Source organism: Gillisia sp. CAL575, from assembly GCF_000403785.1.
GTDB lineage: Bacteria > Bacteroidota > Bacteroidia > Flavobacteriales > Flavobacteriaceae > Gillisia.
Genome location: NZ_APHJ01000037.1, coordinates 1 through 23291 on the forward strand (window position 1 = coordinate 1; position 23291 = coordinate 23291).

Here is a 23291-nt window from a genome sequence, read left to right on the forward strand (position 1 = left end):
AAACCCGCCTCCGTTATTAAGAGTGGCTACCATATATTCTAACGGGAAATAGGCTTTTAAGAACAAACTCTGATAACTTTCTACGGCATAGCTGGCAGAATGTCCCTTTGCAAAGGCATATCCTGCAAAACTCTTTATTTGATCCCAAACCTCAGAAATGGTCTTTTGTTCGATCCCTTTTTCGTGACAATTGGAGATGAATTTTTCTTCTACCCGCTGAAATTCTTCTCGGGAGCGATATTTCCCACTCATTCCGCGGCGTAAAACATCTGCCTCGGCAAGGCTGAGGCCGGCAAAAAAATGCGCTACTTTTATTACATCTTCTTGATACACCATAATACCATAAGTGTCGGGCATTATTTTGGCAAGTTCGGGATGGGCGTTGTCTCGTCTTTCCGGATATCTGTGGCGTAAGATGTATTCTCGCATCATTCCGCTTTTTGCCACTCCGGGACGAATAATTGAACTGGCGGCAACTAATCCTAAATACGTATCGGTTTGTAATTTTTTAAGCAACATGCGCATTGCGGGAGATTCCACATAAAAACAACCTATACAAGAGGCTTCTCTAATAAGGTTATTTATTTTAGGGTCTTCTTTAAATGCTGCCACATCATGAATATCGAACCCAGCTGCATCGGGCTGATTTTTAGCAATGATATCTAAAGAATCCCGAATCTTGCCTAATCCGCGTTGTGCGAGAATATCAAATTTATATAGTCCTACATCTTCAGAGATCACCATATCGAACTGTACACAAGGAAATCCTTTTGGCGGAAGGTCTAAAGCAGAGAAAGCCGTAAGAGGTTTGTTGGAAATAAGAATACCTCCTGCATGAATGCTTCGGTAATTAGGTAGCCCCTGGATTAACTCACCATATTTAAGGACTATTTTATGAATCTCGTCTTGTTTATTATTTGGGAGACCTCCTTTACAAAGTTTGTCTATGTCTTCTTTTGGAAGCCCAAAGACTTTTCCTAATTCTCTAATCACAGCTTTGTACTGGAAGGTGTTGTAAGTAGCGAGCAAGGCCGTATGGGGAAATTCTTCAAAAATAAAGCGAGTGACATCTTCCCGATCATTCCACGAAAAATCTATATCGAAATCTGGCGGACTGGTCCTGAATTCATTTATAAATCGTTCAAAATAAAGATCTAATTCTATAGGATCTACCTCGGTGATCTGCAGTAGATAGGCTACAATGCTATTGGCACCGCTTCCTCTACCTATATAGAAATAGCCTTTTTCCCGGGCATATTGGCAAATGCGCCAGTTGATAAGGAAATAGGAGATAAAATTCATTTTTTTAATGACCTTTAATTCTGTGATCATTCTTTTAAGAACTTCCTCTTTAGCTTCAGGATAGCGAAGAAGGAGTCCTTTTTCACAAAGTTCTTTTAGGAATTTTTCATCTTCAGAAGCACTTTCTCCAAAAACCTGCTGATTTTGAGGTTTTCTATTTTCAGAAAAATCGAAATGGATCTTACAGGCTGCCAGAAGATCTTCGGTGTTTTTGAGAATAAAAGGGAACTCTTCAAAACACTCTTTTATTTTCTCAAGAGGCATCATTTGCTCTTCTTTTCCAGCTTGTTCTTCAGGAGAAAGTTTGCTTAGTAGTGTATTGTTATCAATGGCGCGCAACAATCTATGCGCATTAAAATCTCGTTTATTTCTGAAGGTGACAGGTTGTAGTACTACTAGTTTAGTGGTGAGTTCTTTTAGTTTTGAAAATTTCAATTTTCGCAATTCAGCAATACTTACCCCGATAAATTCATTTGCGGCAAATTGACTTATTTCTGAAGCTAATATTTTTTCAAAAGGATAAATAACAAAGGCATTTTCAAAAAAAGGAGCTTTTTCTGGGATGGCTATTTTTTGCTGAAGGTGTTTAGAAAGAAAATCATTTAATTCCTGAAATCCTTCATTGTTCTTTGCGATGCCTATAAATTGTTGCTGTACTCCGTTTCTAAAATCTATGCCCAGAATAGGGGTTATATTATATTCTTTGGCAATTCTCACAAAATTTAGGCTGGCAGAGGTGTTATTAATATCTGTAAGCACTAAAGTTTTTACATTATTTTTTTGTGCCAATTCCAGTAATTCTATTTCTGAAAATGTTCCAAAGCGCATGCTATAATATGTGTGGTTATTTAAGTACAATTTCAGGTCTTATGTTTACAGTATTTTAAACTTCTAATTCTTAATATTTTCTTCTCTTTTCAAGTAACTATTTATTGCTTTCTGTGAGCTAGTACTACCGGCGGTTCCCCGTTAAAAGGATTGGTCATCCGGCCAATGGTCTTAGCTCCTAAAGAAGCAGCCCTTAATACGCTTCGGTCTCCATACCGAATTCTAATAGTATCCATCGCATTGTATAAACTCAAAATCTCTTCGTTATCATCAAACAAGTTGATTTGGTAATTCCCACCGGCTAAATGGCTAAAACGTATCCCGATAAGTCGCACCAATAAGCGGCGGTTATAGAGTTTTTTAAACAGATCTTGTATCTTGGGAAGCAAGATATGATCTGCACTTGTGTAAGGGATCTTAAGTTGCTTGGTGTAAGTATTAAAATCTGAGTATCTTATTTTAACCGAAATGCAAGAGGTGAGTTTATCACCACGCCGTAGCTGAAATGCCAGATTTTCCGTCATCGCTATTAAAATAGCAGATAACCTATCTACATCTATCGTATCCCGATCGAAAGTGCGCTCGGTGGAGATGGATTTTCTTTCAGAATAGGGGATAACTGGCGTGTTATCTATTCCTTGTGCTCTGTGCCAGATGGTAGTGCCGTTTGCTCCCAATACTTTTTGGATCATTTCCAGCGGCATTTCTTGTATTGTTTTTACATGCCTAACTCCAAGATTCCGAAGGGTTTGATACGTTTTATCACCTACCATAGGTATTTTTTTAACTGAAAGTGGTGCTAAAAATTCCTTTTCAAATCCCGAATCTATTTTTAATTGATTGTTAGGTTTCGCTTCATTAGTGGCTACTTTTGAAACTATTTTGTTTGCTGAAAGTCCGAAGGAAATGGGTAGTCCAGTTTCACGAATAATCTTTTTACGCAATTCTGAGGAATATTTATAACAGCCAAAAAAGCGATCCATTCCAGTGAGATCTGCATAGAATTCATCGATGCTTGATTTTTCAAAGAGCGGAACATCTTTTTTTATTATATCGGTTACATCATTAGAATATTTGGTGTAAGTACTTGCGTCTCCCCTTATAATTGTAGCCTCCGGGCATAATTGCTTGGCGAGTTTCATAGACATTCCGGAATGCACCCCAAAAGCTCTGGTTTCATAACTGCAGGCCGCTACAACTCCACGGTCGCTGGTGCCTCCTACTAATAAGGGTCTGTTTTGTAAACGCGTATCTATTAGGCGTTCTACAGAAACATAGAAGGTGTCCAGATCTAGATGTAATACTGTTTTCGCCATTTTTATATGCATTCCATCTTAATGGGAATGATTACAAAATTATGGAATAATTCCAATATATTGGAATTATTCCAATGTTAAAACTGGAAGATTTTGAACTTTAATAGAAGACCTAATGGAATTAGGCACTAGCAGAAATTTGAAAGAATAAATTCCCCTGTTATAAATCCAATAATGAGAACAGGGAATTGTAAAAAGAAAAACCCCCAAGGAATACCTTGAGGGTTTAAAAAAAAAAGAAATAAATATTACATGTTTTCCAATTGTGTTTCAACTTCAGCTTTAGTTCCTCTATAGGTTTTTACTTTTACATCTGTTTTACCATTTTCAATAATAGTAGTTCTAACCTCTGCTACAGTTTCATCACCTTCAGTGGTCATTCTAATTTCTATTTCTTTAGTTCTGGAATTATCTACATCAGCAATATTGATTATTTCAGCTTGTTCAACTGAATTAGTTGCTTCACCAATTGTGTGACCTCCTAATATAGGTGCTATTACCAAACCAATTAAACAAGTCAGTTTTATTAAGATGTTCATAGATGGGCCAGATGTGTCTTTAAATGGATCTCCAACAGTATCACCAGTTACAGCGGCTTTATGGGCATCAGATCCTTTATAAGTCATTTCGCCGTTGATCAATACACCTGCTTCAAAAGATTTTTTAGCATTATCCCACGCTCCACCTGCGTTGTTTTGGAAAATAGCCCAAAGAACTCCACTTACAGTAACTCCAGCCATATAACCTCCTAACATTTCAGCAATTGCTAAATTGTTCATTCCAAAGATCATTGGGATAAAAGCGATCGCTAATGGAAAACCGATGGTTAATAAACCAGGAAGCATCATTTCTCTTAAAGAGGCTTCGGTAGAGATCGCCACACACTTATCGTATTGTGGTTTCCCTGTTCCTTCCATAATTCCTGGAATCTCTCTAAACTGACGTCTAACTTCCTGTACCATTTCCATAGCTGCTTTTCCAACTGCATTCATTGCCAATGCTGAAAATACTACGGGAATCATTCCTCCTACAAATAACATTGCCAATACTGGAGCTTTAAAGATATTAATACCTTCTATGCCAGTAAAGGTTACATAGGCTGCGAATAAAGCTAAAGAGGTTAATGCGGCAGATGCAATTGCAAAACCTTTTCCTGTAGCTGCAGTTGTGTTTCCTACAGAATCTAAAATATCTGTTCGTTCTCTTACTATTGGTTCTTGTTCGCTCATTTCAGCAATACCACCTGCATTATCAGAAATAGGTCCGAAGGCATCTATTGCCAACTGCATGGCGGTTGTGGCCATCATTGCTGAAGCTGCTAATGCAACTCCGTAAAATCCTGCGAAAGCATAAGATGCCCAGATTGCACTTGCAAATAATAATACTGAAGGAAACGTAGAGATCATCCCTGTTGCTAAACCTGCAATAATATTAGTTCCTGCACCTGTACTGGATTGTTGTACGATCTTAAGTATTGGTTTTTTACCTAATCCTGTATAATATTCTGTTACTGAAGAAATTGCTCCCCCAACAATAAGTCCGATGATTGTTGCCCCAAATACACGCATGGAAGAAATTTCTTTTAAACCTTCGCCAAAGAATTCCATTTGCATCGTTGCCGGAAGCATCCATTTTACTAATAAATAACATGTTATCGCTACTAATGCTATGGACACCCAGTTCCCTATGTTCAAGGCACGCATTACTTGCGATTCCTTTGCATCGTTACTGCTTATTTTAACTAACATAGTCCCGATCATGGAAATAATAATTCCTGCACCGGCAATTGCCATTGGTAATAATACTGGACCAATTCCGCCAAAAACATCATCTATGCTTCCGCCCATATCCTTAATCACATAATTCCCGAGAACCATTGCTGCAAGAACAGTGGCTACATAAGACCCAAAAAGATCGGCTCCCATTCCCGCTACATCACCAACATTGTCTCCAACGTTATCTGCAATAGTTGCTGGATTTCTAGGATCGTCTTCAGGAATTCCTGCTTCGACTTTACCAACTAGATCTGCTCCAACATCGGCAGCTTTGGTATAAATTCCACCTCCTACACGCGCAAACAAAGCGATAGATTCAGCTCCAAGAGAGAATCCTGCAAGGGTTTCCAATACAATTGTCATGTCTGAAGTGGAGGTCCAAATCCCGCCCATAAAGTAATGGAAGAATAATATAAAGAAGGAAGTTAAACCTAAAACAGCGAGTCCTGCAACTCCAAGCCCCATCACTGTACCACCACCAAAAGAAACTCCTAAGGCATTTGGCAAACTTGTTTTGGCGGCTTGTGTAGTTCTAACGTTTGTTTTTGTTGCTATTTTCATTCCCATATTCCCTGCTAGGGCAGAGAAAAATGCTCCAAAAATAAAAGCGATCACTATTAACCAGTGTGTAGTGGGTACTACAAAAGAAACTACTGCAAGTGCAACACTTACAATAAGTACAAAAATGGTAAGCAGTTTATATTCGGCATTCAAAAAGGCTAAGGCGCCCTCATAGATATGATCTGAAATTTCTTTCATTTTTCCGTCACCGGCGTCTTGTTTTAAGACCCAAGACCTTTTCATCCACATGTATAATAGACCAATTAAGGCCAGAACAATTGGGGCATAGATAATCATTGATTCCATAGAGATAGTTAAAAATTAGTTAATGTCTGCTAATGTAGTTAAATCAATGATAAATAAAAAAGCGATAACTTTTTAGGGTTATCGCTTTTAATTATTCAATATTTATAAGAAAATATTCGATTAAATCCCGAATCTCTCTTTATCTCCTTCATAATTCTTATATCTCTCGATACATTGTTTGATAATTTCTCTAGCTTCATCAGCATTACCCCATCCACCAACATCTACTTTCTTTTTCTCAAGATCTTTGTATACTTTAAAGAAATGTTCGATCTCTTTTAATAAGTGACCATTCACATCGTCAAGATCATTTAATCTATTCCAGATAGGATCTGAAACTGGTACACAGATAATTTTTTCATCTGGTCCTTTTTCATCTGCCATATGGAAAACACCAATTGGCTTAACTTCCATTACAATCCCAGGAAATGTAGGCTCTGCTACCAGTACCAATACATCTAAAGGATCACTATCCAATGCTAATGTGTTTGGAATAAATCCGTAATCTGCAGGGTACATCATAGAAGAAAAGATCATTCGGTCGTACCGAACTTTCTTCAATTCAAAATCATACTCATATTTGTTTCTACTCCCTTTTGGGATCTCTATCAATACATCAAAAGTCTCTGACATTGTCTTTCTTTTTTATTCAAATTTTTCAGGCGGCAAATATAGTAATTTATCCTCTTACAGAGCATATTAAAAATGAAAACCGAAGGAAGCGGTTACCCCAAACGATCTAGCATCTTCATTATCGAAATAATTTCCTCTAAAATGAGCATCTATTCTTAGGAACTTAAAAATATTCCCAACACCTACACTATATTCCCAATATGGGTCGGAATCTGGTGCGATAAGCGGTAATCCAGAAGCATCTATATTTTTATTTTCTTCTGAAATTTCTCCATAAACTCCGCGAATTCCGATGATCTCCCTTAAATTAAGATCACGAAGAACTGGGATTCTAGAAAATAATCTACCATTAAAATTATGTTCCAAATGTGCCGCTACATAAGTATCGGTTACAAATTCGTAAAAATTAAGCAGAGAAAATGTATTGTATAAAGCGAAATATGTTTGATTTCCAGGTACTACACTCAATAATCCCAGCGGAACTTCACCAAATGTTTTTCCTGCTTCTAAACTAACATTGGATCTTCCGAAACCTCCTACTAATAACGGCTGATTATAAAAGAATTGTATTTTCTTATAATTAAAATCACTTTCAAAAATATCTTTTACTCCCAGGCTATAATTTAAGAAAAATGTAGGAAAATCACCGCCATTAATAACATTTCTATCCACGCCATATCCAGTGGTTTCCCTTCCTGGGGTATAAGTAAAAATGGTGGAAATTTCTGTTTGATTTATTTCTGAATCTATTTGTGTTAGCGCATCATCTGCATAAAAATCTAAACTGAAAGTTGGGGATGCTGGCTTTAGAATCCTATAAGATCCAGCTAGTCTAAAAGTGAAATTTTTAATGGGTTCTATTTCAAGACTTACAACAGAGAGGTTAATAGAACTCAACTTATCATTATCTCCTACATTTATCAATGAGGAAGAAGCTAAGCTTCTACCAAGTACATCTGTTGTATTTGTAAGGCTAGTACCTAATTGCTCTATATCACGCCTATTTCCGGCGGTGGCAATTATCCTCATTTTTTTATCTAATAATACCTTACCTGCAATTCCGTATTTAAATTTCTTATCCTTAAAACCATAAGCTCCATATCCTTCTACTCTCCAGGGGTCATTTTGGTCAAAATAGGTTCTTCCACCTCCTCTTAACCTAAATCCTTCCACATCGTTAAATCCTAATGTGGTATAAATTGGTCCATAATCAAAACCATCAAATTCTATATATCCTGTGGTTAGGGTAGTGGTTAAATTATATAATCGTTTAAAAGCTTTTACATTTTGCAGGGTGTCCAGCATTTTATAAACTCCTCGTTCGTCCCCGTTTAATTCTTCTAGTCTATTCTTTTGCCAAAATTCATCATCTCTGTTATAAACTTCTTCCTTAAAATCTATAACTCGGGCATCGTAAAAATTCAATGGTTTTTTATTATTAAAATTATATTGATCGTAGAGCACGGTTCTTTTTCCGTAGATTCCTCTTGCATTCTCTTTATCTCTAAGCGAAAAATCTACCTGAAAAAAGTCTCGGGTAATCAAGAAAATAGAATCGTTTAATACATCAAATTCTTGTTCTATATAAACCCCTTTCACCCAGTTTACATTAGCATCTTGTGCCATTTCCAGATTGATCTTCTTTACCGCCCAAGTCGTATCATTAACCCAAAAGTCTCCTTTAAAGGTTAATTCATTTTTTCTTCTTGGGTAATATCTTATTCTATAGCACCATTTATCACCAACAAAAGAGCTATCTGTTAGTACATAATTATAATTATTTATTCCAGTTGTGGAAAGCGGACTTATAAAACTTTTGTCGAAAAATTTAAGGTAGTTTTCGTAGATATCTATTTCTGAATAAATATCTTTTACTGAAGAGATTAAGATCTGATTATTACTGAAACCGGAATTCTTGTTCCCTAGAAGTTCCTCCTTGTATTTGCCAGATTTTTTATCTCCGTATATTTTAGAAACAGCTTCATTCAGGAAAATGGGTAAATAAGTTTTACCAGTAACTCTATTGGTGTCAAGATCTTTAAATATGAATTCCATTCCATTAAAAATGGGACTTTTAATTAAAGCGCTATCTATTTTATTAAGATCGAATTCCAGTTTTTCATATTTTCTGTACTCGTATTGATCGAATTTCTTTACACCGTTCAATCTTTTGTTCTCCCAGACCTTTCTAAGAATATCCAAAGCAGGATTGTTAGTCTTGGAAGTTTTTCCTTGATAGATCATCACTTCACCCAAAGATTCGGTCATTTCTTTTAGAACGATTTTTAGATTCAAATTATCTCCTTTTTCAAGGGGTAATAGCAAAGTCTCATATCCAACATAGGAGAATTCTACATTAGGTTGAACTTGATCGGATATTATATAGAAATCACCGTTTTCGGTAGTGGTTGTTCCTTCAGAAGAACTTAAAAAAATAACATTCGCAAACGGGATAGGATTGCCTGTCTCATCTAAAACTTTTCCGCTAATTCTGGTTTGTGACCATCCTTGAAAAAAAGTTAATAGAATACAGGTAAATAAAAGGGTTTGTTTCATAATTGGGCAAAAAAAAAGCTTCATCTTTTAGATGAAGCTTCAAAGATAAGTCTATAAGATTACTTGTAAAGCACCTTTCTTACAGCTTTAACAACATCTTCACTATTAGGCAACCAGTTCTTTAAAAGTTCTGGAGAATATGGAGCTGGCGTATCTGCCGTGTTGATCTTTATAATAGGGGCATCCAAGTAATCGAATGCATTTTCTTGAACTTGATACGTGATTTCTGTAGCAACATTTCCAAATGGCCATGCTTCTTCCAAGATCACTAATCTATTTGTTTTTTTAACCGACTTATATATTGCCTCATAATCCAAAGGTCTTACGGTACGTAAATCAATGATCTCACAAGAGATTCCATCTTTTTCTAATTCATCTGCTGCTTTATAAGCTTCCTTGATGATCTTTCCAAAAGATACAATAGTAACGTCTGTTCCTTCTCTTTTAATATCTGCAACTCCAATAGGGATTATATAATCTTCTTCAGGCACTTCTCCTTTGTCTCCATACATCTGCTCACTTTCCATAAAGATCACAGGATCGTCATCACGAATTGCCGCTTTTAATAATCCTTTTGCATCATAAGGATTAGAAGGAACAATAACTTTTAATCCTGGACAGTTTGCAAACCAGCTTTCAAAAGCTTGAGAGTGTGTTGCAGCTAATTGCCCTGCAGAACCTGTTGGTCCTCTAAAAACGATAGGAATATTAAACTGCCCACCACTCATTTGGCGCATTTTTGCTGCGTTGTTAATAATTTGATCTATACCTACAAGTGCAAAGTTGAAGGTCATGAACTCTATAATAGGTCTATTCCCATTCATTGCGCTTCCAATTCCAATTCCGGAGAAACCAAGTTCAGAAATAGGAGTATCTATAACACGGTCTGGTCCAAATTCGTCCAACATACCTTTAGATGCTTTGTAGGCACCATTATATTCTGCCACTTCTTCACCCATTAAGTAGATAGTGTCGTCTTTGCGCATCTCCTCGCTCATGGCCTGCTGAATCGCTTCTCTGAATTGAATTGTTTTCATTCTATATGTCTATACTGTTAAATGTATCTCTTTAAAAAAACAAAAATAGTAATTCGTAAAAGTTTATAGCGCATCTAACTGCTAAAATATTTGTTATGCATGCATAGTAAATTCTGTATAAATTTACCTATCTTCGTGATCACGATAAAAAAATTATTTAAAAAGAAAATATAGATGAAAATATTAGTGTGTATAAGCCACGTACCGGACACTACTTCGAAGATTAACTTTACAGATAATAATACTCAGTTTGATACCAATGGAGTACAGTTTGTAATTAATCCGAATGATGAGTTTGGTCTTACCCGTGCCATGTGGTTCAAAGAAAAACAAGGAGCAACAGTAGACGTAATAAACGTTGGTGGGGCTGAAACTGAGCCAACCTTGCGTAAAGCATTGGCTATTGGTGCAGATAATGCAATAAGAGTGAACACTCCAGCTATAGATGGATTCCAAGTTGCTAAACAACTTGCAAATGTTGCAAAAGAAGGTGGATACGATCTTATTATTGCAGGACGTGAGTCTATAGATTATAATGGAGGGATGGTTCCTGGAATGTTAGCTGCCTTATTAAAAGCTAATTTTGTAAACACCTGTATAGGGCTTGAGATTGAAGGAACTGAAGCGAAAGCGGTTAGAGAAATTGACGGTGGAAAAGAAAGTGTTACTGCTAAATTACCATTGGTTATTGGTGGACAAAAAGGTTTGGTTGAAGAAAGCGATTTAAGAATTCCTAATATGAGAGGAATTATGATGGCTAGAAAGAAACCTTTAAATGTTGTAGAACCTGTAGAAGTTGATGCTCAAACTGAAGTTGAAAAGTTTGAGAAACCTGCTCCTAAAGGTGCTGTGAAGTTAGTAGATCCGGATAATTTAGATGAATTGATTCAATTGCTTCATACAGAAGCTAAAGTGATCTAATTACAGTCGAAAGGCTTCAAAAAGCCGAAATGACGTAAAGAATTTAATATCCACAACAAATAAAAATAAAAGACATGTCAGTTTTAGTTTATATAGAATCAGAAGAAGGAAAGTTTAAGAAAGCTTCATTAGAGGTGGTTTCTTATGCAAAGGAAGTTGCTCAAATGCTGGGAACTACTGTAACAGGGGTAACATTTAATGCTGAAGATGTTTCGGAACTTGGAACTTATGGAGTAGACAAGGTTTTGAAGATCAATAATTCGAAATTAAAAGATTTTAATGCTGAAGCTTATGCCGATGCATTGAAACAAGCAGCAGATAAAGAACAATCTAAAGTAGTAGTTGTTAGTCAGAGTGCTAATAGTAAATACGTAGCGCCTCTTTTGGCAGTTCATTTAAATGCGGGATATGCGTCTAATGTAGTTTCCATTCCAGAAAGCGCTAGCCCATTTGTTGTAAAGAGAACAGCTTTTACAAATAAAGCATTCAGTTTTACAAAAATAAGTACAGATATTAAGGTAGTAGGAGTTTCTAAAAACGCCTTCGGCTTAAAAGAAGTTCAAGGAGATGCAACTGCAGAAGATTTTTCTCCAAACTTATCTGAGGAAGATTTTTCAGTAAATGTTACCAGCGTAGATAAAGCAAAGGATAAGGTAACCATTGCAGATGCAGAGATCGTGGTTTCTGGTGGAAGAGGACTTAAAGGACCGGAGAACTGGGGTATGATAGAAGATTTAGCTGAAACTTTAGGTGCTGCAACAGCATGTTCTAAACCGGTGAGTGATATGGGCTGGAGACCTCATAGTGAGCACGTTGGGCAAACAGGGAAGCCTGTTGCCTCAAACTTGTATATAGCAATTGGTATTTCTGGTGCTATCCAACATTTGGCAGGGATTAACTCATCTAAAGTAAAGGTTGTTATTAATAATGATCCTGAAGCACCTTTCTTTAAGGCTGCAGATTACGGTGTTGTTGGTGATGCCTTCGAAATTGTACCGAAGCTAAATGAAAAACTAAAAGAATTTAAAGCTAAAAACGCATAATTTTTTTAACTTGCGAGCTTTAAAAGGGCTGTCTAAATCTGGTATTTTGTCCTTATTTAGACAGCCCTTTTTAATTATTGGTATATGAGCCTAATACGCCTTAATATAAAAGGAATATCTTATAGTCAAACCCAAAACGGCGCCTACGCACTTATTTTAAGTGAATTGGGTGGGGATAGAAAACTCCCTATCGTTATTGGCGCTTTTGAAGCACAATCTATTGCCATTGCGTTAGAAAAGGAAATTAAACCTCCGCGCCCTCTTACTCATGATCTATTCAAGAATTTTTGCGACAGATATGAGATCATCATTAAACAAGTGATCATTCATAAATTGGTGGACGGAGTGTTTTATTCTAGCTTAATTTGTGAAAGAGATAAAGTTGAAGAAGTAATAGATGCACGCACTAGTGATGCTATTGCTTTGGCTTTACGATTTGATGCTCCAATTTTCACCTATAAAAATATTTTAGATAAAGCGGGGATATTTTTGAAAGGAGAATCGGGATCTTTGACTCCAACTACAGCGAAAGAACAAGCGCAGGTAGATGATATATTATCAGAAAAGGTTGAACCTGAAGGGGCAGATTATAAAGTAATGTCCTTAATAGAACTTGAAGATCTACTCACTCAAGCAGTAAGAAATGAAGATTATGAAAAGGCAGCCAGAATTAGAGACGAGATTTCCAAAAGAAAATAAGTAGTTATTTATGAAGAAATACTGGTATTGCCTGTTCTTTTTTTTATTCGGAATTATTACCGCACATTCCCAAACAATATCTAAATCCTGGACTTTTCAATCTACAAAGGATACTACTCAAAGTCTTTCAGGATTTATTTCTGAAGATAATTTGACCCTTGAAGATGGTCGGTTTACAATTATTTCTGAAGACGAAACAACAGCTCAAGGAGATTATTTATATCAAAATAATCTTTTGGTATTCTTTTACAATCAGCCCGCGGGAGATTCTATTAAGAAATTTAGAATCACTGAATTAACTGAAGGCTCTCTTCAGTTATCAGATAACTCAAATACTTATACCTTTAGTGAAACCCCTCTACTAATAGAAGAGGTGATTCCTGTTGGGACAGTTAAACAAATGATACCTAGCGCCGGGATCTCTTTTAAGAGTGTTTCAAGAGGCCTTCTAGGGATGGCATCCTTGTTACTTATCGCTTTCATATTTAGCAGTAGTAGAAGGTCTATTAATTGGAAAACCGTCCTTATAGGATTAGGAGCGCAGATGTTACTTGCAATCGGGGTTTTAAAAATCACATTTGTAAAAAATATATTCGAATTTGTTGGTGGGATCTTTGTTTTGATCCTTGACTTTACAAGAGCGGGAAGTGAGTTTTTATTAGGTGGAATGATGGATATAGATAGTTTTGGATTTATATTTTTGTTTCAGGTATTACCAACTATTATTTTCTTTTCTGCATTAACATCTGTATTGTTTTACCTAGGAGTAATTCAAATTGTGGTAAAAGGAATGGCTAAAGTTCTTACTAAAATCATGGGTATTTCTGGGGCTGAAAGTTTAAGTGTTGCTGGAAACATCTTTTTAGGTCAAACCGAAGCTCCTCTAATGATCAAAGCTTATTTGGAACGTATGAACCGTTCTGAAATGCTATTGGTAATGATTGGTGGGATGGCTACCGTTGCCGGTGGAGTTTTAGCAGCTTATATAGGGTTTCTAGGTGGTGATGATCCTGAACTTAGACTGCAATTCGCAAAACACCTATTAGCAGCTTCTGTAATGGCAGCGCCAGGTGCAATTGTTATTTCAAAAATATTATACCCCCAAATAGAACAAATTAATACTAATGTGGAGGTTTCTTCAGAAAAAATTGGATCTAATATTTTGGATGCAATTGCCAATGGAACTACAGAAGGTTTAAAATTAGCAGCTAATGTTGCAGCCATGTTATTAGTATTTATCGCTTTTATAGCAATGATCAACTATTTGTTAGGTTGGATTGGTGGTATCACTCATCTTAACACCTTAATGGCAGACTATACACCTTATGCTAAATTTTCTTTAGAAGCAATTCTTGGAACTGTATTCGCGCCTTTAATGTGGCTTATTGGAGTTGCTAAGGAAGATATGATGCTTATGGGGCAATTGCTAGGAATTAAGCTTGCAGCCAGTGAGTTTGTTGGTTATATCCAATTAGCAGATCTTAAAAATCCAATGAATGCGCTTAGTCTAAATTATGAGAAATCTGTAATTATGGCAACTTATATGCTTTGTGGATTTGCCAATTTTGCTTCCATAGGAATTCAAATTGGTGGAATTGGATCTTTGGCTCCAGGGCAACGTAAGGTGCTTTCAGAATTTGGAATGAAAGCCTTATTAGGTGGAACCATCGCTTCCTTACTATCTGCAACTATCGCCGGGATGATTATAGGATAATTTTAAAGATTCTGTATTTATAAATATGAAAAATTTTTTTCTGCTATTTGTTTTATTGGTTACCTCATGTTCCACTTATAAAGAACCTTCTCAAGATTATATTCAGAACAATAATTATTTAGAAGTAATTGGGAATATCCAGAATACTAACGGACAAGAAATTATTGGTGATCTGGATAGAAAGCCAATGTTTCCCAACGGGAAAAAAGGTGTGTCAGAGTATATTGGAAAGAATTTTAGATTACCTATTACTGCTGAAAAAATTAAAGGAAGGGTGGTTGTGAAATTTATTGTTAACAATGAAGGAAAGGTGTCGTATGCTGAAATCGTCGAAGGTTTACATCCAAAAATAGATAAGGAAGCCATTCGTGTTATAAAATCCATGAACAATTGGATTCCAGCAAAAATGGATGACAAAGTAGTTGCCGTCCTTTATCATCAACCAATTCAATTTTGAGTTAGTATTTATTTCTAGTTTGCTTCTCTTCGAGGCTTTATATAGCTTAAAATCCATATTTCTGAAGTTGTTTGTTATTGAAATAGTTATCTTATAAAAATGAACCAATCACAAAAAGTTCGAAAATATCGTGGGGAAGATGCTCAATGGCCTCATCAAATACCTTTGGCTGGCTGGATAGATATTGGTAAAAGATCTTTTCATGAAATGAAAGCTGACAATGTGCAGATCGTGGCCGCTGGTGTAGCTTTCTATTTCTTTTTGGCCGTTTTCCCAACAATTATAGCGACAATTTCTGTGTATAGTCTAGTACTAGAACCAGACCAAATACGAGAGCAAATCTCTAAATTAGGTCTCATTTTGCCAGAACAGGCATTTGGGATGATTAAGGAGTTTTTAGAGCCAGTTATTGCTAAATCTAAAAAGGAAATTGGTTGGGGACTTGCTATAAGTGTTCTAATAAGTATTTGGAGTGCTAATAAGGGAACTAGCGCCCTTTTTGAAGGAGTAAATATTGCCTATGACGAGAATGATACCCGAGGTATCATCAAAAAAAATTTACTGACGCTACTCTTTACTTTAGGTGGAGTTGTCGTTGGACTTATCAGCTTATTAATTGTGATATTTTTTCCTTTACTTATTAAAAACATTGGTCTTAATCCTCAAATCGAACATGTTATTACTTGGTTTCGTTGGGTTTTATTGGGAATCATAATTGTGCTAAGTCTAAGTATCGTTTACAAATTCGCTCCAAATCGTCGTAGTCCTAAATTGCGATGGGTAAGTTGGGGTGCATTACTGGGATCTGTTTTATGGCTTGCAGGATCTATGCTGTTTTCTTGGTATGTGAGCAATTTTGGTAGTTATGATGATCTTTACGGAAGTTTTGCTGCTGTAGCAATTTTAATGCTTTGGCTCTTTTTAACTGCTTTTATTATATTGATGGGTGCCGAAATAAATTCTGAAATGGAACATCAAACAAGATATGACACCACCATAGGCATGGATAAGCCAATGGGAGAACGAAACGCTCATCATGCAGATCGCTGTGCGGTGAAGTATGAGGATGATGAATAATTTTCCATATTTAAAATTAAAATCTCTTAGAATATCAGCCGTTGTTTTTGCTTGATTTCTTATTTTTAAAAATTAATATTATTTAATACAAAGCTTAGCATGAAACAATACCACGATCTTGTAAACCACGTTTTAAAAAACGGAACTCAGAAGGGAGATAGAACAGGAACCGGTACGATGAGTGTGTTTGGTCACCAAATGCGATTCGATCTTAGCGAAGGGTTTCCAATGGTGACTACCAAGAAGTTACACCTTAAATCCATCATTTATGAATTGCTTTGGTTTTTAAAGGGGGATACTAATATTGGATATCTTCAAGAAAATGGAGTGAAAATATGGAATGATTGGGCAGATGAAGATGGTGATCTGGGGCCTGTTTATGGACATCAATGGAGAAATTGGAATAATGAAGATATAGATCAGATCAAAGAATTGATAGACACTTTAAAGAAGAATCCTAATAGTCGGAGAATGTTGGTTTCTGCTTGGAATCCTTCAGTTTTACCAGATACTTCAAAGTCTTTTTCAGAAAATGTCGCTAATGGAAAGGCAGCTTTACCACCATGTCATGCGTTTTTTCAATTCTATGTAGCAGATGGTAAATTGTCTTGTCAGCTTTATCAGAGAAGTGCCGATATTTTTCTTGGTGTTCCCTTTAATATTGCTTCTTATGCGTTGTTTACAATGATGGTTGCACAAGTATGTGGTTATAAAGCTGGAGATTTTATTCATACCTTTGGAGATGCTCATATTTATAATAATCATATTGAGCAGCTGGAACTTCAGTTAAGCAGGGATGTAAGAGCCTTACCCCAAATGAGGATTAATCCAGAAGTGAAAGATATTTTTGATTTCAAGTTTGAAGATTTCAGCCTTGAAAATTACGATCCGCATCCTCATATAAAAGGAAAAGTTGCGGTTTAAATCCTCTTAGAGGCATAGAATTATGAGGCACGCCTCGAAATTTAAAAATACCTACTTATGAAGAATTTACTTTTTATTGCTGCTTTATTTATTCTTACTTCTAATTCTCAAGCCCAGGAAGGAGTTACAGTTAAAGGAAACACTATTACCATGAAAGAGATTGGTCCTGTATGGCCTGGCTGTGAGAAAAGCGAGCTATCAGATGACGATTGTTTTAATAAGCAACTTGCCAAGCACATTAAATCAAACTTCAAATATCCAAAGGATGCTAACGGAAAGATCGTTAGAGGAAAATCTGTGATCACCTTTTATATAGATGAAAACGGAAAAGTTTGTAAAGTTTCTGCTGAAGGTCCTGAAAAATTGGTGAATCAAGAAGCTGTTCGTATCACAAAATTATTTCCAATTATGAAGCCTGGTTACAGAGGTGGTAAAAATATAGAGGTTAAGTTTAAAATGCCCTTTAATTTTTAGTAGCTCTTCGAGCTTATTTAATCCCTCATTGAGGGTTTAATTCCCCGAGGCTTGCCTCGAATCTTTAAAAGTATTTTCCAATTCATAACTCGTGGGCTTGCCCCGAGGTTCTTGATTAAAAATATCAGCTTAGCTTGCAAATTGTTTTTTTTTGAGATTTATCTCTCATCCTCGCGCTATTAGACATTTGACTTTAACTTCTCCTTAACTCACGTTGATTTCACTCATTGCCAAAAAATTGTAACTTTGGTTGTTAGCCTTACGCTACCAATTGACCTATGATCTCAAAAGAAAATTTATTTCAACTTTTTACTGAAACCAGAGCGCATACAGAAATTATTTGTGCTCCCTTGGAAATTGAAGATTATGTGGTGCAACCAGTGGTGGATGTGTCTCCTCCAAAATGGCATTTAGGCCATACTACCTGGTTTTTTGAAGAATTTGTTCTTAAGAAATATCAGAAGGATTATAAGTTGTTTGATGAAAATTCAGCCTTCGTTTTTAATAGTTATTACGAAAGTGTAGGGGAGAAGGTGGTAAGAACAGATAGGGGGAATTTATCTCGCCCAACAGTAGCCTGGATTTATGAATACCGTTCTTATGTGACCAAAGCTATTTCAGATCTTTTTAATAATTCTACAAACTTTTCAGAAGAGCTTTTAAATGTGATGGAAATAGGTTGCCATCACGAAAAGCAGCATCAAGAATTATTGCTAACAGATATTAAGTACATTCTAGGAAACAATCCTTTATTACCTTCTTATCAGGATAATTTTAAAGAAAATTCTATACAGGAATTTAAGCAAGAATGGTTAACTATTCCAGAAGGTGTTTATGAAATAGGCCATGAGGGAGATTCTTTCTTCTATGACAATGAAATAGGTAGGCATAAAGTATATTTAAATCAATATGAGATCTCTAATAAATTGGTCACCAATGGAGAATACTTAGAATTCATAAAAGATAAAGGCTATAAAGATGTGTTGTTATGGCATGCGGAAGCTTGGGATTGGATAAATACTGAAAATATTACTGCTCCTTCTTATTGGCATTTTGTAGACGGTAATTGGAAACAATACACCTTGAGTGGATTACAAGATTTAAATCTTGCGGCTCCTTTGGCACATGTCTCTTATTATGAAGCCTTTGCTTTTGCTCAATGGAAAGGGATGCGATTACCCACAGAATTTGAATGGGAAGTAGCGCAAGAGAAGTTCAAATGGGGAAGTCGTTGGGAATGGACAGAAAGTTCATATGATGCTTATCCTAATTATAAAAAGGCAGATGGAGCTCTGGGTGAATACAACGGAAAATTTATGGTGAATCAAAAAGTACTTCGTGGAGGTTCTGTTGCGACTTCTGCAAATCATACTCGTGCCACTTATAGAAATTTTTTTCAACCTCATTTAAGATGGCAATTTACAGGTGTAAGATTAGCCAAATAATTCGACTTTTTAGTACATGGAAAATAATATAAATACACGCTTTACCTCTGCCTTTGAAGAAGATGTTTATAATGGCCTAACTAGTTACCCTAAACATTTATCTTCTAAATATTTTTACGATAAGAAAGGGGATAAGCTTTTTCAGGATATTATGAATTTACCTGAATATTATCTAACTAATTGTGAGTATAATATTTTAGCAACTAACACCCAGAAAATCGCAGAAGCTTTTGCTGGGCCTAATGGTTTTGATCTTATTGAGCTTGGAGCGGGGGATGGAAAGAAGACAAAGTTATTATTAAGATATCTCATAGATAAGAAGATAAATTTCGATTATCTACCAGTAGATATTAGCCAGAATGCATTAGATGAATTAGAGGGATCTCTAAAAAAAGAACTTCCAACTGTTTCCGTTAAGACGCAGCAAGGAACGTATTTAAAAACCTTGGAGCGCTTATCTGATTATAATTCTAGAAAAAAGGTAATTCTGGTCTTGGGTTCTAATATTGGAAATCTTCTCCATGAGGATGCGATAGATTTTTTAAAGAAGATCCAAGATGCTATGAGCCCAGATGATATGCTTTTCATGGGATTCGATCAGAAGAAGAATCCTCAAACTATTTTAGATGCTTATAATGACCCCACAGGAGTTACAGAGGCTTTTAATAAGAATGTTTTGGAGAGGATAAATAACGAATTGGATGGGAATTTTGATCTGAATTCCTTTTTTCACTGGGAAACTTATAATCCTGAAACCGGTACTGCGAAGAGTTTTCTTATTAGTAGGGAAAAGCAAGCTGTAACTATTAATAATCTAGATCTTACAGTGAATTTCGAAGCTTGGGAAAGTATACATACCGAGATCTCCCAAAAATATGATGATATGATCGTGGAGTGGCTTGCGAGCCAAGCAGATCTTAAGGTTACAGATTCTTTTACAGATGAAAAGGATTTTTACAAAAATTATATTTTTAGAAAAAAGTAATTTTTTTGAATTAGAATAAATCAGGTTTTTTTTTTCGTCATGCGGAACTTGTTTCGGCATCTCAGAAAGTTCAGAGGAGACCCTGAAACAAGTTCAGGGTGACTATATGCTTCGAGGTATTTTAGGACATAAATGGATATATTAGTAAAAATAAAATTATTAGATATGAAAGCAATTTGGAATAATAAGGTGATCGCGGAGAGTAATGAAACAAAAATGGTTGAAAACAATCATTATTTCCCACAAGAATCTATAAAGTCTGAATATTTTAAACCCAGCAACACTACATCTAGATGTCCCTGGAAAGGAGAAGCCTCTTATTATAATGTAGAAGTTGATGGGAAGACCAATAAAGACTCAGCTTGGTTCTATACTCAAGCCAGCCATGCTGCAAAGCCAATTGAAAACTATGTAGCTTTTTGGAAAGAGATCAAGGTGACAGAATAACTACTTTTGGTAAAATTCCTTTAATATGCTTACTAAAAGATCAATTTCTTCTTCGGTATTAAAATAATGAAAACTAACACGAACTCCTGGTTCTTTTAACGAGCATATAATATTTTTGCTGTTTAAGAACTGCAGGAGTTTAGCATCTCCTCCAATATTAAAAATAGAGGAATGCTGAGTTCTTTTCATTACATCCTCTTCTAAAAGCTTGAGTTTTTCAAATTCTTCTTTGGCCTTTATAGATAAGAGTTTAATGCGTTCTTCAACTAAATCTATTCCCACAGAATTTATAAATTTTATAGCAGCCATTAGACTTCCAAAATTTAAAGTGTCTTGATGTCCTGGTTCGAATTTTCCTAGAAAATTTCCTTCATGGGCTTTGTACTTTCCTTGTAACGAATTAAATCCGCAGCTTTTAGGATCTATTTTTTGAGGTACATCTTCTTGAAAAAGCATAATAGCATTTCCATAACCTGCATTCATCCATTTGTAGCCACTTGCAATAACAACATCTATTTTTGAATGATCAAAATCAAATTTTTCAGTGCCTATATATTGAGTTCCATCTGCAACAAAAAGGGTTTCAGGGAACTTCTCTTTCATCTCCTTTAGAAAAGATGTTTGAAGTTTTATCCCATTTTCATATTGTATAATACTAAAGCAAAATACATCTGGTTGATTTTCTTTAAGGGCAGCTTCAATGTTTTTTTCCAGATCTTCATCGATTATTGCATAACAAATATCAAAATCTCGGGATTTCACTGCCCATGTTATGGACGGATAATCCTCCTTTAATAAAAGAATCTTACTGGTTTTATCTAAACCTTCTAAAAGAGTATTGAAGCCACTAGAGAAATTATGAATTAAGCCGACTCTATTGGGTGCACAATTAAAAAAATCTCCTACTGTCTCACGAACCTTCTCTAAGATCTCTCCATTTTTATCTCTAAAAACACTCCCTGAAATAAGCAGATCCAGATCATGATCTTGCCGATATTCGAATACCTTTTCAGATAATAATCCACAGGAAGCATTATTTAAATATACATATTGACGTAGGGCCGGAAAGGCTTTTCTTAAATTCTTCATAAGCATTTTAACAATAGACCAAAAAATCTGTAAATTTGGTAAACACTAAAGTACCTCAAATTATGTTTTCTAAAAAGAAAAACACTTCTAAACTAGATGCAGATCAACGCCAGTTATATGAAAATGCTCGGGCAAGAGCTCTTCAGAAAAAAAGATTGTTTCAGCATTTCGTGATCTTTTTAGTAGGTGCTGTCTTGCTGATAGTTCTAAACGTGGTGATTGGATATCGAGAAGATTTTATGCCATTAGGTTATAATTGGTTTGTTTGGGCAATTTTAGCTTGGTCATTTTTCTTTTTTATACATGTTATAAATGTTTGGGTTACCAACAGTTTTATGGGTAAAGAATGGGAGCAAAAGCAGTTAGAGAAATTAGTTGCAAGACAAAAAGAGCGAATAGCACAACTTCAGCAAGAAGTAGATCGTGATTATCCATTACCTAAAAATTCAGATAACTCCATAATTACAGATAGAACAGAGCCTAAATTTATTGATCCAAAACCAACAGATAAAAATTACTAAAACGATGCTAACAATTATTGCAGCTGCAGGAGAGAATAATGAACTTGGAAAGGACAATGGTTTAGTGTGGCATCTTCCAGATGATTTTAAGCGATTTAAAAAGCTTACTACAGGTCATCATATCTTAATGGGTAGAAAGACTTTTGATACATTTCCGCAGCCTTTACCAGATAGAACTCATGTGGTAATTACTAGAAAGGATAATTTTAAAAAAGAAGGAATTGTAACAGTTCATTCGTTAGAGCGTGCGATACATTTTAGTAAAGGAGATCCTCAGCCCTTCATTATTGGAGGAGGTGAAATATATAAGCTGGCGATGGAAGTTGCTAATAAAATTGAACTTACAAGAGTACATGGGACTTTTGAAGCAGATACTTTTTTTCCAGAGATCGATGAAAATATGTGGCTTTTGGAAAAGGAAGAAATTCATGAAAAGGACGATAAGCATAAATATGCTTTCACCTATCTAACATATGTCCGTCGCTAAGCGTTTAAAATAGCACGTACAAATAGTAATAATCTTCATTTTACAGGAACCAGTTGTTCTTCGCTATTTTAATTAATTGCGAATTAACTACCTGTTTTCACAATTCTTAACATAAATAAACGAAGAATTGGCTATTCATTAATTCAATATATCTTTTTCGCTTGGTATCTTGCCAACAAAAAAGATGAGTACAGAAAATTTAAACAATACAGAAGCTTTAAAGAAAATGAGAAAATTGGTAGAGGATATTGATTTTTGCATGATGTTAACGGATTTAAATACGCAGCCAATTAGTGCGATTCCTATGTCTACCAAAAAAGTTGACGAAGCTGGAAATATTTGGTTTTTGAGTGGTAAGGAAAGTGAGCATAACACTAATATTTCTAAAGATTCTAAAACGCAACTTTTATATAGTGAAAATTCAGATATGGAATTTATTAGTATTTATGGTTCTGCTAGCATCCATTCAGATAAAGATATTATTCATGACCTTTATAGCAAAAGTGATGATGCATGGTTTGAAGATAAAAACGATCCAAGTATTACCGCTATAAAATTCACCCCAAGTGAGGCATATTACTGGGATACAAAGGAAAATAAATACATTGCTCTACTTAAAAAGGGAATGGCTACTATTACTGGAGATAAAGCAGATGTTGGAGAAAAAGGAAAACTAAGCCTATAATATTTTCCG

Annotated in this window: 21 protein-coding genes; 14 read left to right on the plus strand and 7 right to left on the minus strand. The window is 35.5% G+C overall.

What is annotated here, in order from left to right; all coding sequences use genetic code 11:
* The 6 genes from I130_RS12105 to I130_RS12130 all read right to left on the minus strand — a co-directional run.
* A partial coding sequence (locus tag I130_RS12105) for a PHP domain-containing protein (protein ID WP_034923629.1) occupies positions 1–2160 on the minus strand: 2160 nt, incomplete at its 3' end.
* Positions 2161–2231: 71 nt separating this feature from the next.
* The gene (gene dinB, locus I130_RS12110) at positions 2232–3446 is read right to left on the minus strand and encodes a DNA polymerase IV (RefSeq protein ID WP_034923632.1); all 1215 of its coding nucleotides are present in this window, start codon (positions 3444–3446) and stop codon (positions 2232–2234) included.
* A 248-nt stretch (positions 3447–3694) separates the two neighbouring features.
* Positions 3695–6088 (minus strand): sodium-translocating pyrophosphatase, encoded by a 2394-nt coding sequence (locus I130_RS12115; RefSeq protein WP_034923460.1) that lies wholly within the window; start codon positions 6086–6088, stop codon positions 3695–3697.
* 120 nt (positions 6089–6208) lie between these two features.
* Positions 6209–6721, minus strand: coding sequence for an inorganic diphosphatase (locus tag I130_RS12120; RefSeq protein WP_034923464.1), 513 nt, complete (start codon positions 6719–6721; stop codon positions 6209–6211).
* Positions 6722–6787: 66 nt separating this feature from the next.
* Positions 6788–9277, minus strand: coding sequence for a DUF5686 and carboxypeptidase-like regulatory domain-containing protein (locus tag I130_RS12125; protein WP_034923635.1), 2490 nt, complete (start codon positions 9275–9277; stop codon positions 6788–6790).
* A 59-nt stretch (positions 9278–9336) separates the two neighbouring features.
* A complete protein-coding gene (locus tag I130_RS12130) occupies positions 9337–10314 on the minus strand; it encodes a pyruvate dehydrogenase complex E1 component subunit beta (protein ID WP_034923467.1) in 978 nt (325 codons plus the stop codon).
* 174 nt (positions 10315–10488) lie between these two features.
* Between I130_RS12130 and I130_RS12135 the strand changes: the two genes are divergently transcribed.
* The 11 genes from I130_RS12135 (at position 10489) to I130_RS12185 (ending at position 20500) form a co-directional block, all read left to right on the plus strand.
* Positions 10489–11235, plus strand: a complete 747-nt coding sequence (locus I130_RS12135) for an electron transfer flavoprotein subunit beta/FixA family protein (protein WP_034923471.1) — start codon at positions 10489–10491, stop codon at positions 11233–11235.
* Between the two features lie 74 nt (positions 11236–11309).
* A complete protein-coding gene (locus I130_RS12140) occupies positions 11310–12278 on the plus strand; it encodes an electron transfer flavoprotein subunit alpha/FixB family protein (protein ID WP_034923474.1) in 969 nt (322 codons plus the stop codon).
* Positions 12279–12362: 84 nt separating this feature from the next.
* Complete coding sequence (locus I130_RS12145; RefSeq protein WP_034923477.1) at positions 12363–12977, plus strand: bifunctional nuclease family protein; 615 nt, start codon at positions 12363–12365, stop codon at positions 12975–12977.
* Between the two features lie 10 nt (positions 12978–12987).
* Complete coding sequence (locus tag I130_RS12150) at positions 12988–14691, plus strand: NupC/NupG family nucleoside CNT transporter (RefSeq protein WP_034923480.1); 1704 nt, start codon at positions 12988–12990, stop codon at positions 14689–14691.
* A gap of 25 nt (positions 14692–14716) precedes the next feature.
* A complete protein-coding gene (locus I130_RS12155; RefSeq protein WP_051119709.1) occupies positions 14717–15148 on the plus strand; it encodes an energy transducer TonB in 432 nt (143 codons plus the stop codon).
* Between the two features lie 99 nt (positions 15149–15247).
* Entirely contained in the window at positions 15248–16225 is a 978-nt protein-coding gene (locus tag I130_RS12160; protein ID WP_034923483.1) for a YihY/virulence factor BrkB family protein, read from the plus strand.
* A gap of 99 nt (positions 16226–16324) precedes the next feature.
* On the plus strand, positions 16325–17149 hold the full coding sequence (locus I130_RS12165; protein ID WP_034923486.1) for a thymidylate synthase: 825 nt from the start codon (positions 16325–16327) through the stop codon (positions 17147–17149).
* Positions 17150–17206: 57 nt separating this feature from the next.
* Positions 17207–17623, plus strand: coding sequence for an energy transducer TonB (locus I130_RS12170; RefSeq protein ID WP_034923489.1), 417 nt, complete (start codon positions 17207–17209; stop codon positions 17621–17623).
* Between the two features lie 278 nt (positions 17624–17901).
* On the plus strand, positions 17902–19068 hold the full coding sequence (gene egtB / locus I130_RS12175) for an ergothioneine biosynthesis protein EgtB (RefSeq protein WP_034923491.1): 1167 nt from the start codon (positions 17902–17904) through the stop codon (positions 19066–19068).
* A 16-nt stretch (positions 19069–19084) separates the two neighbouring features.
* The gene (locus I130_RS12180; RefSeq protein WP_034923494.1) at positions 19085–20053 is read left to right on the plus strand and encodes an L-histidine N(alpha)-methyltransferase; all 969 of its coding nucleotides are present in this window, start codon (positions 19085–19087) and stop codon (positions 20051–20053) included.
* Between the two features lie 165 nt (positions 20054–20218).
* On the plus strand, positions 20219–20500 hold the full coding sequence (locus I130_RS12185; RefSeq protein ID WP_034923641.1) for a DUF427 domain-containing protein: 282 nt from the start codon (positions 20219–20221) through the stop codon (positions 20498–20500).
* Here the strand turns inward: I130_RS12185 and I130_RS12190 are convergent, their stop codons facing one another.
* Positions 20501–21589 carry an aminotransferase class V-fold PLP-dependent enzyme gene (locus I130_RS12190; protein WP_034923644.1) on the minus strand — a complete coding sequence of 363 codons (1089 nt, stop codon included), beginning with the start codon at positions 21587–21589 and terminating at the stop codon, positions 20501–20503.
* Positions 21590–21624: 35 nt separating this feature from the next.
* Here I130_RS12190 and I130_RS12195 point away from each other — a divergent pair, with 35 nt between their 5' ends.
* From I130_RS12195 to I130_RS12205, 3 genes are all read left to right on the plus strand, one after another.
* The gene (locus tag I130_RS12195) at positions 21625–22110 is read left to right on the plus strand and encodes a 2TM domain-containing protein (RefSeq protein WP_232224082.1); all 486 of its coding nucleotides are present in this window, start codon (positions 21625–21627) and stop codon (positions 22108–22110) included.
* 4 nt (positions 22111–22114) lie between these two features.
* A complete protein-coding gene (locus tag I130_RS12200) occupies positions 22115–22597 on the plus strand; it encodes a dihydrofolate reductase (protein ID WP_034923500.1) in 483 nt (160 codons plus the stop codon).
* Between the two features lie 184 nt (positions 22598–22781).
* Positions 22782–23282: a pyridoxamine 5'-phosphate oxidase family protein gene (locus tag I130_RS12205; RefSeq protein ID WP_034923503.1), complete on the plus strand. Its 501-nt coding sequence runs from the start codon at positions 22782–22784 to the stop codon at positions 23280–23282.
* The last annotated feature ends 9 nt before the right edge of the window (positions 23283–23291 follow it).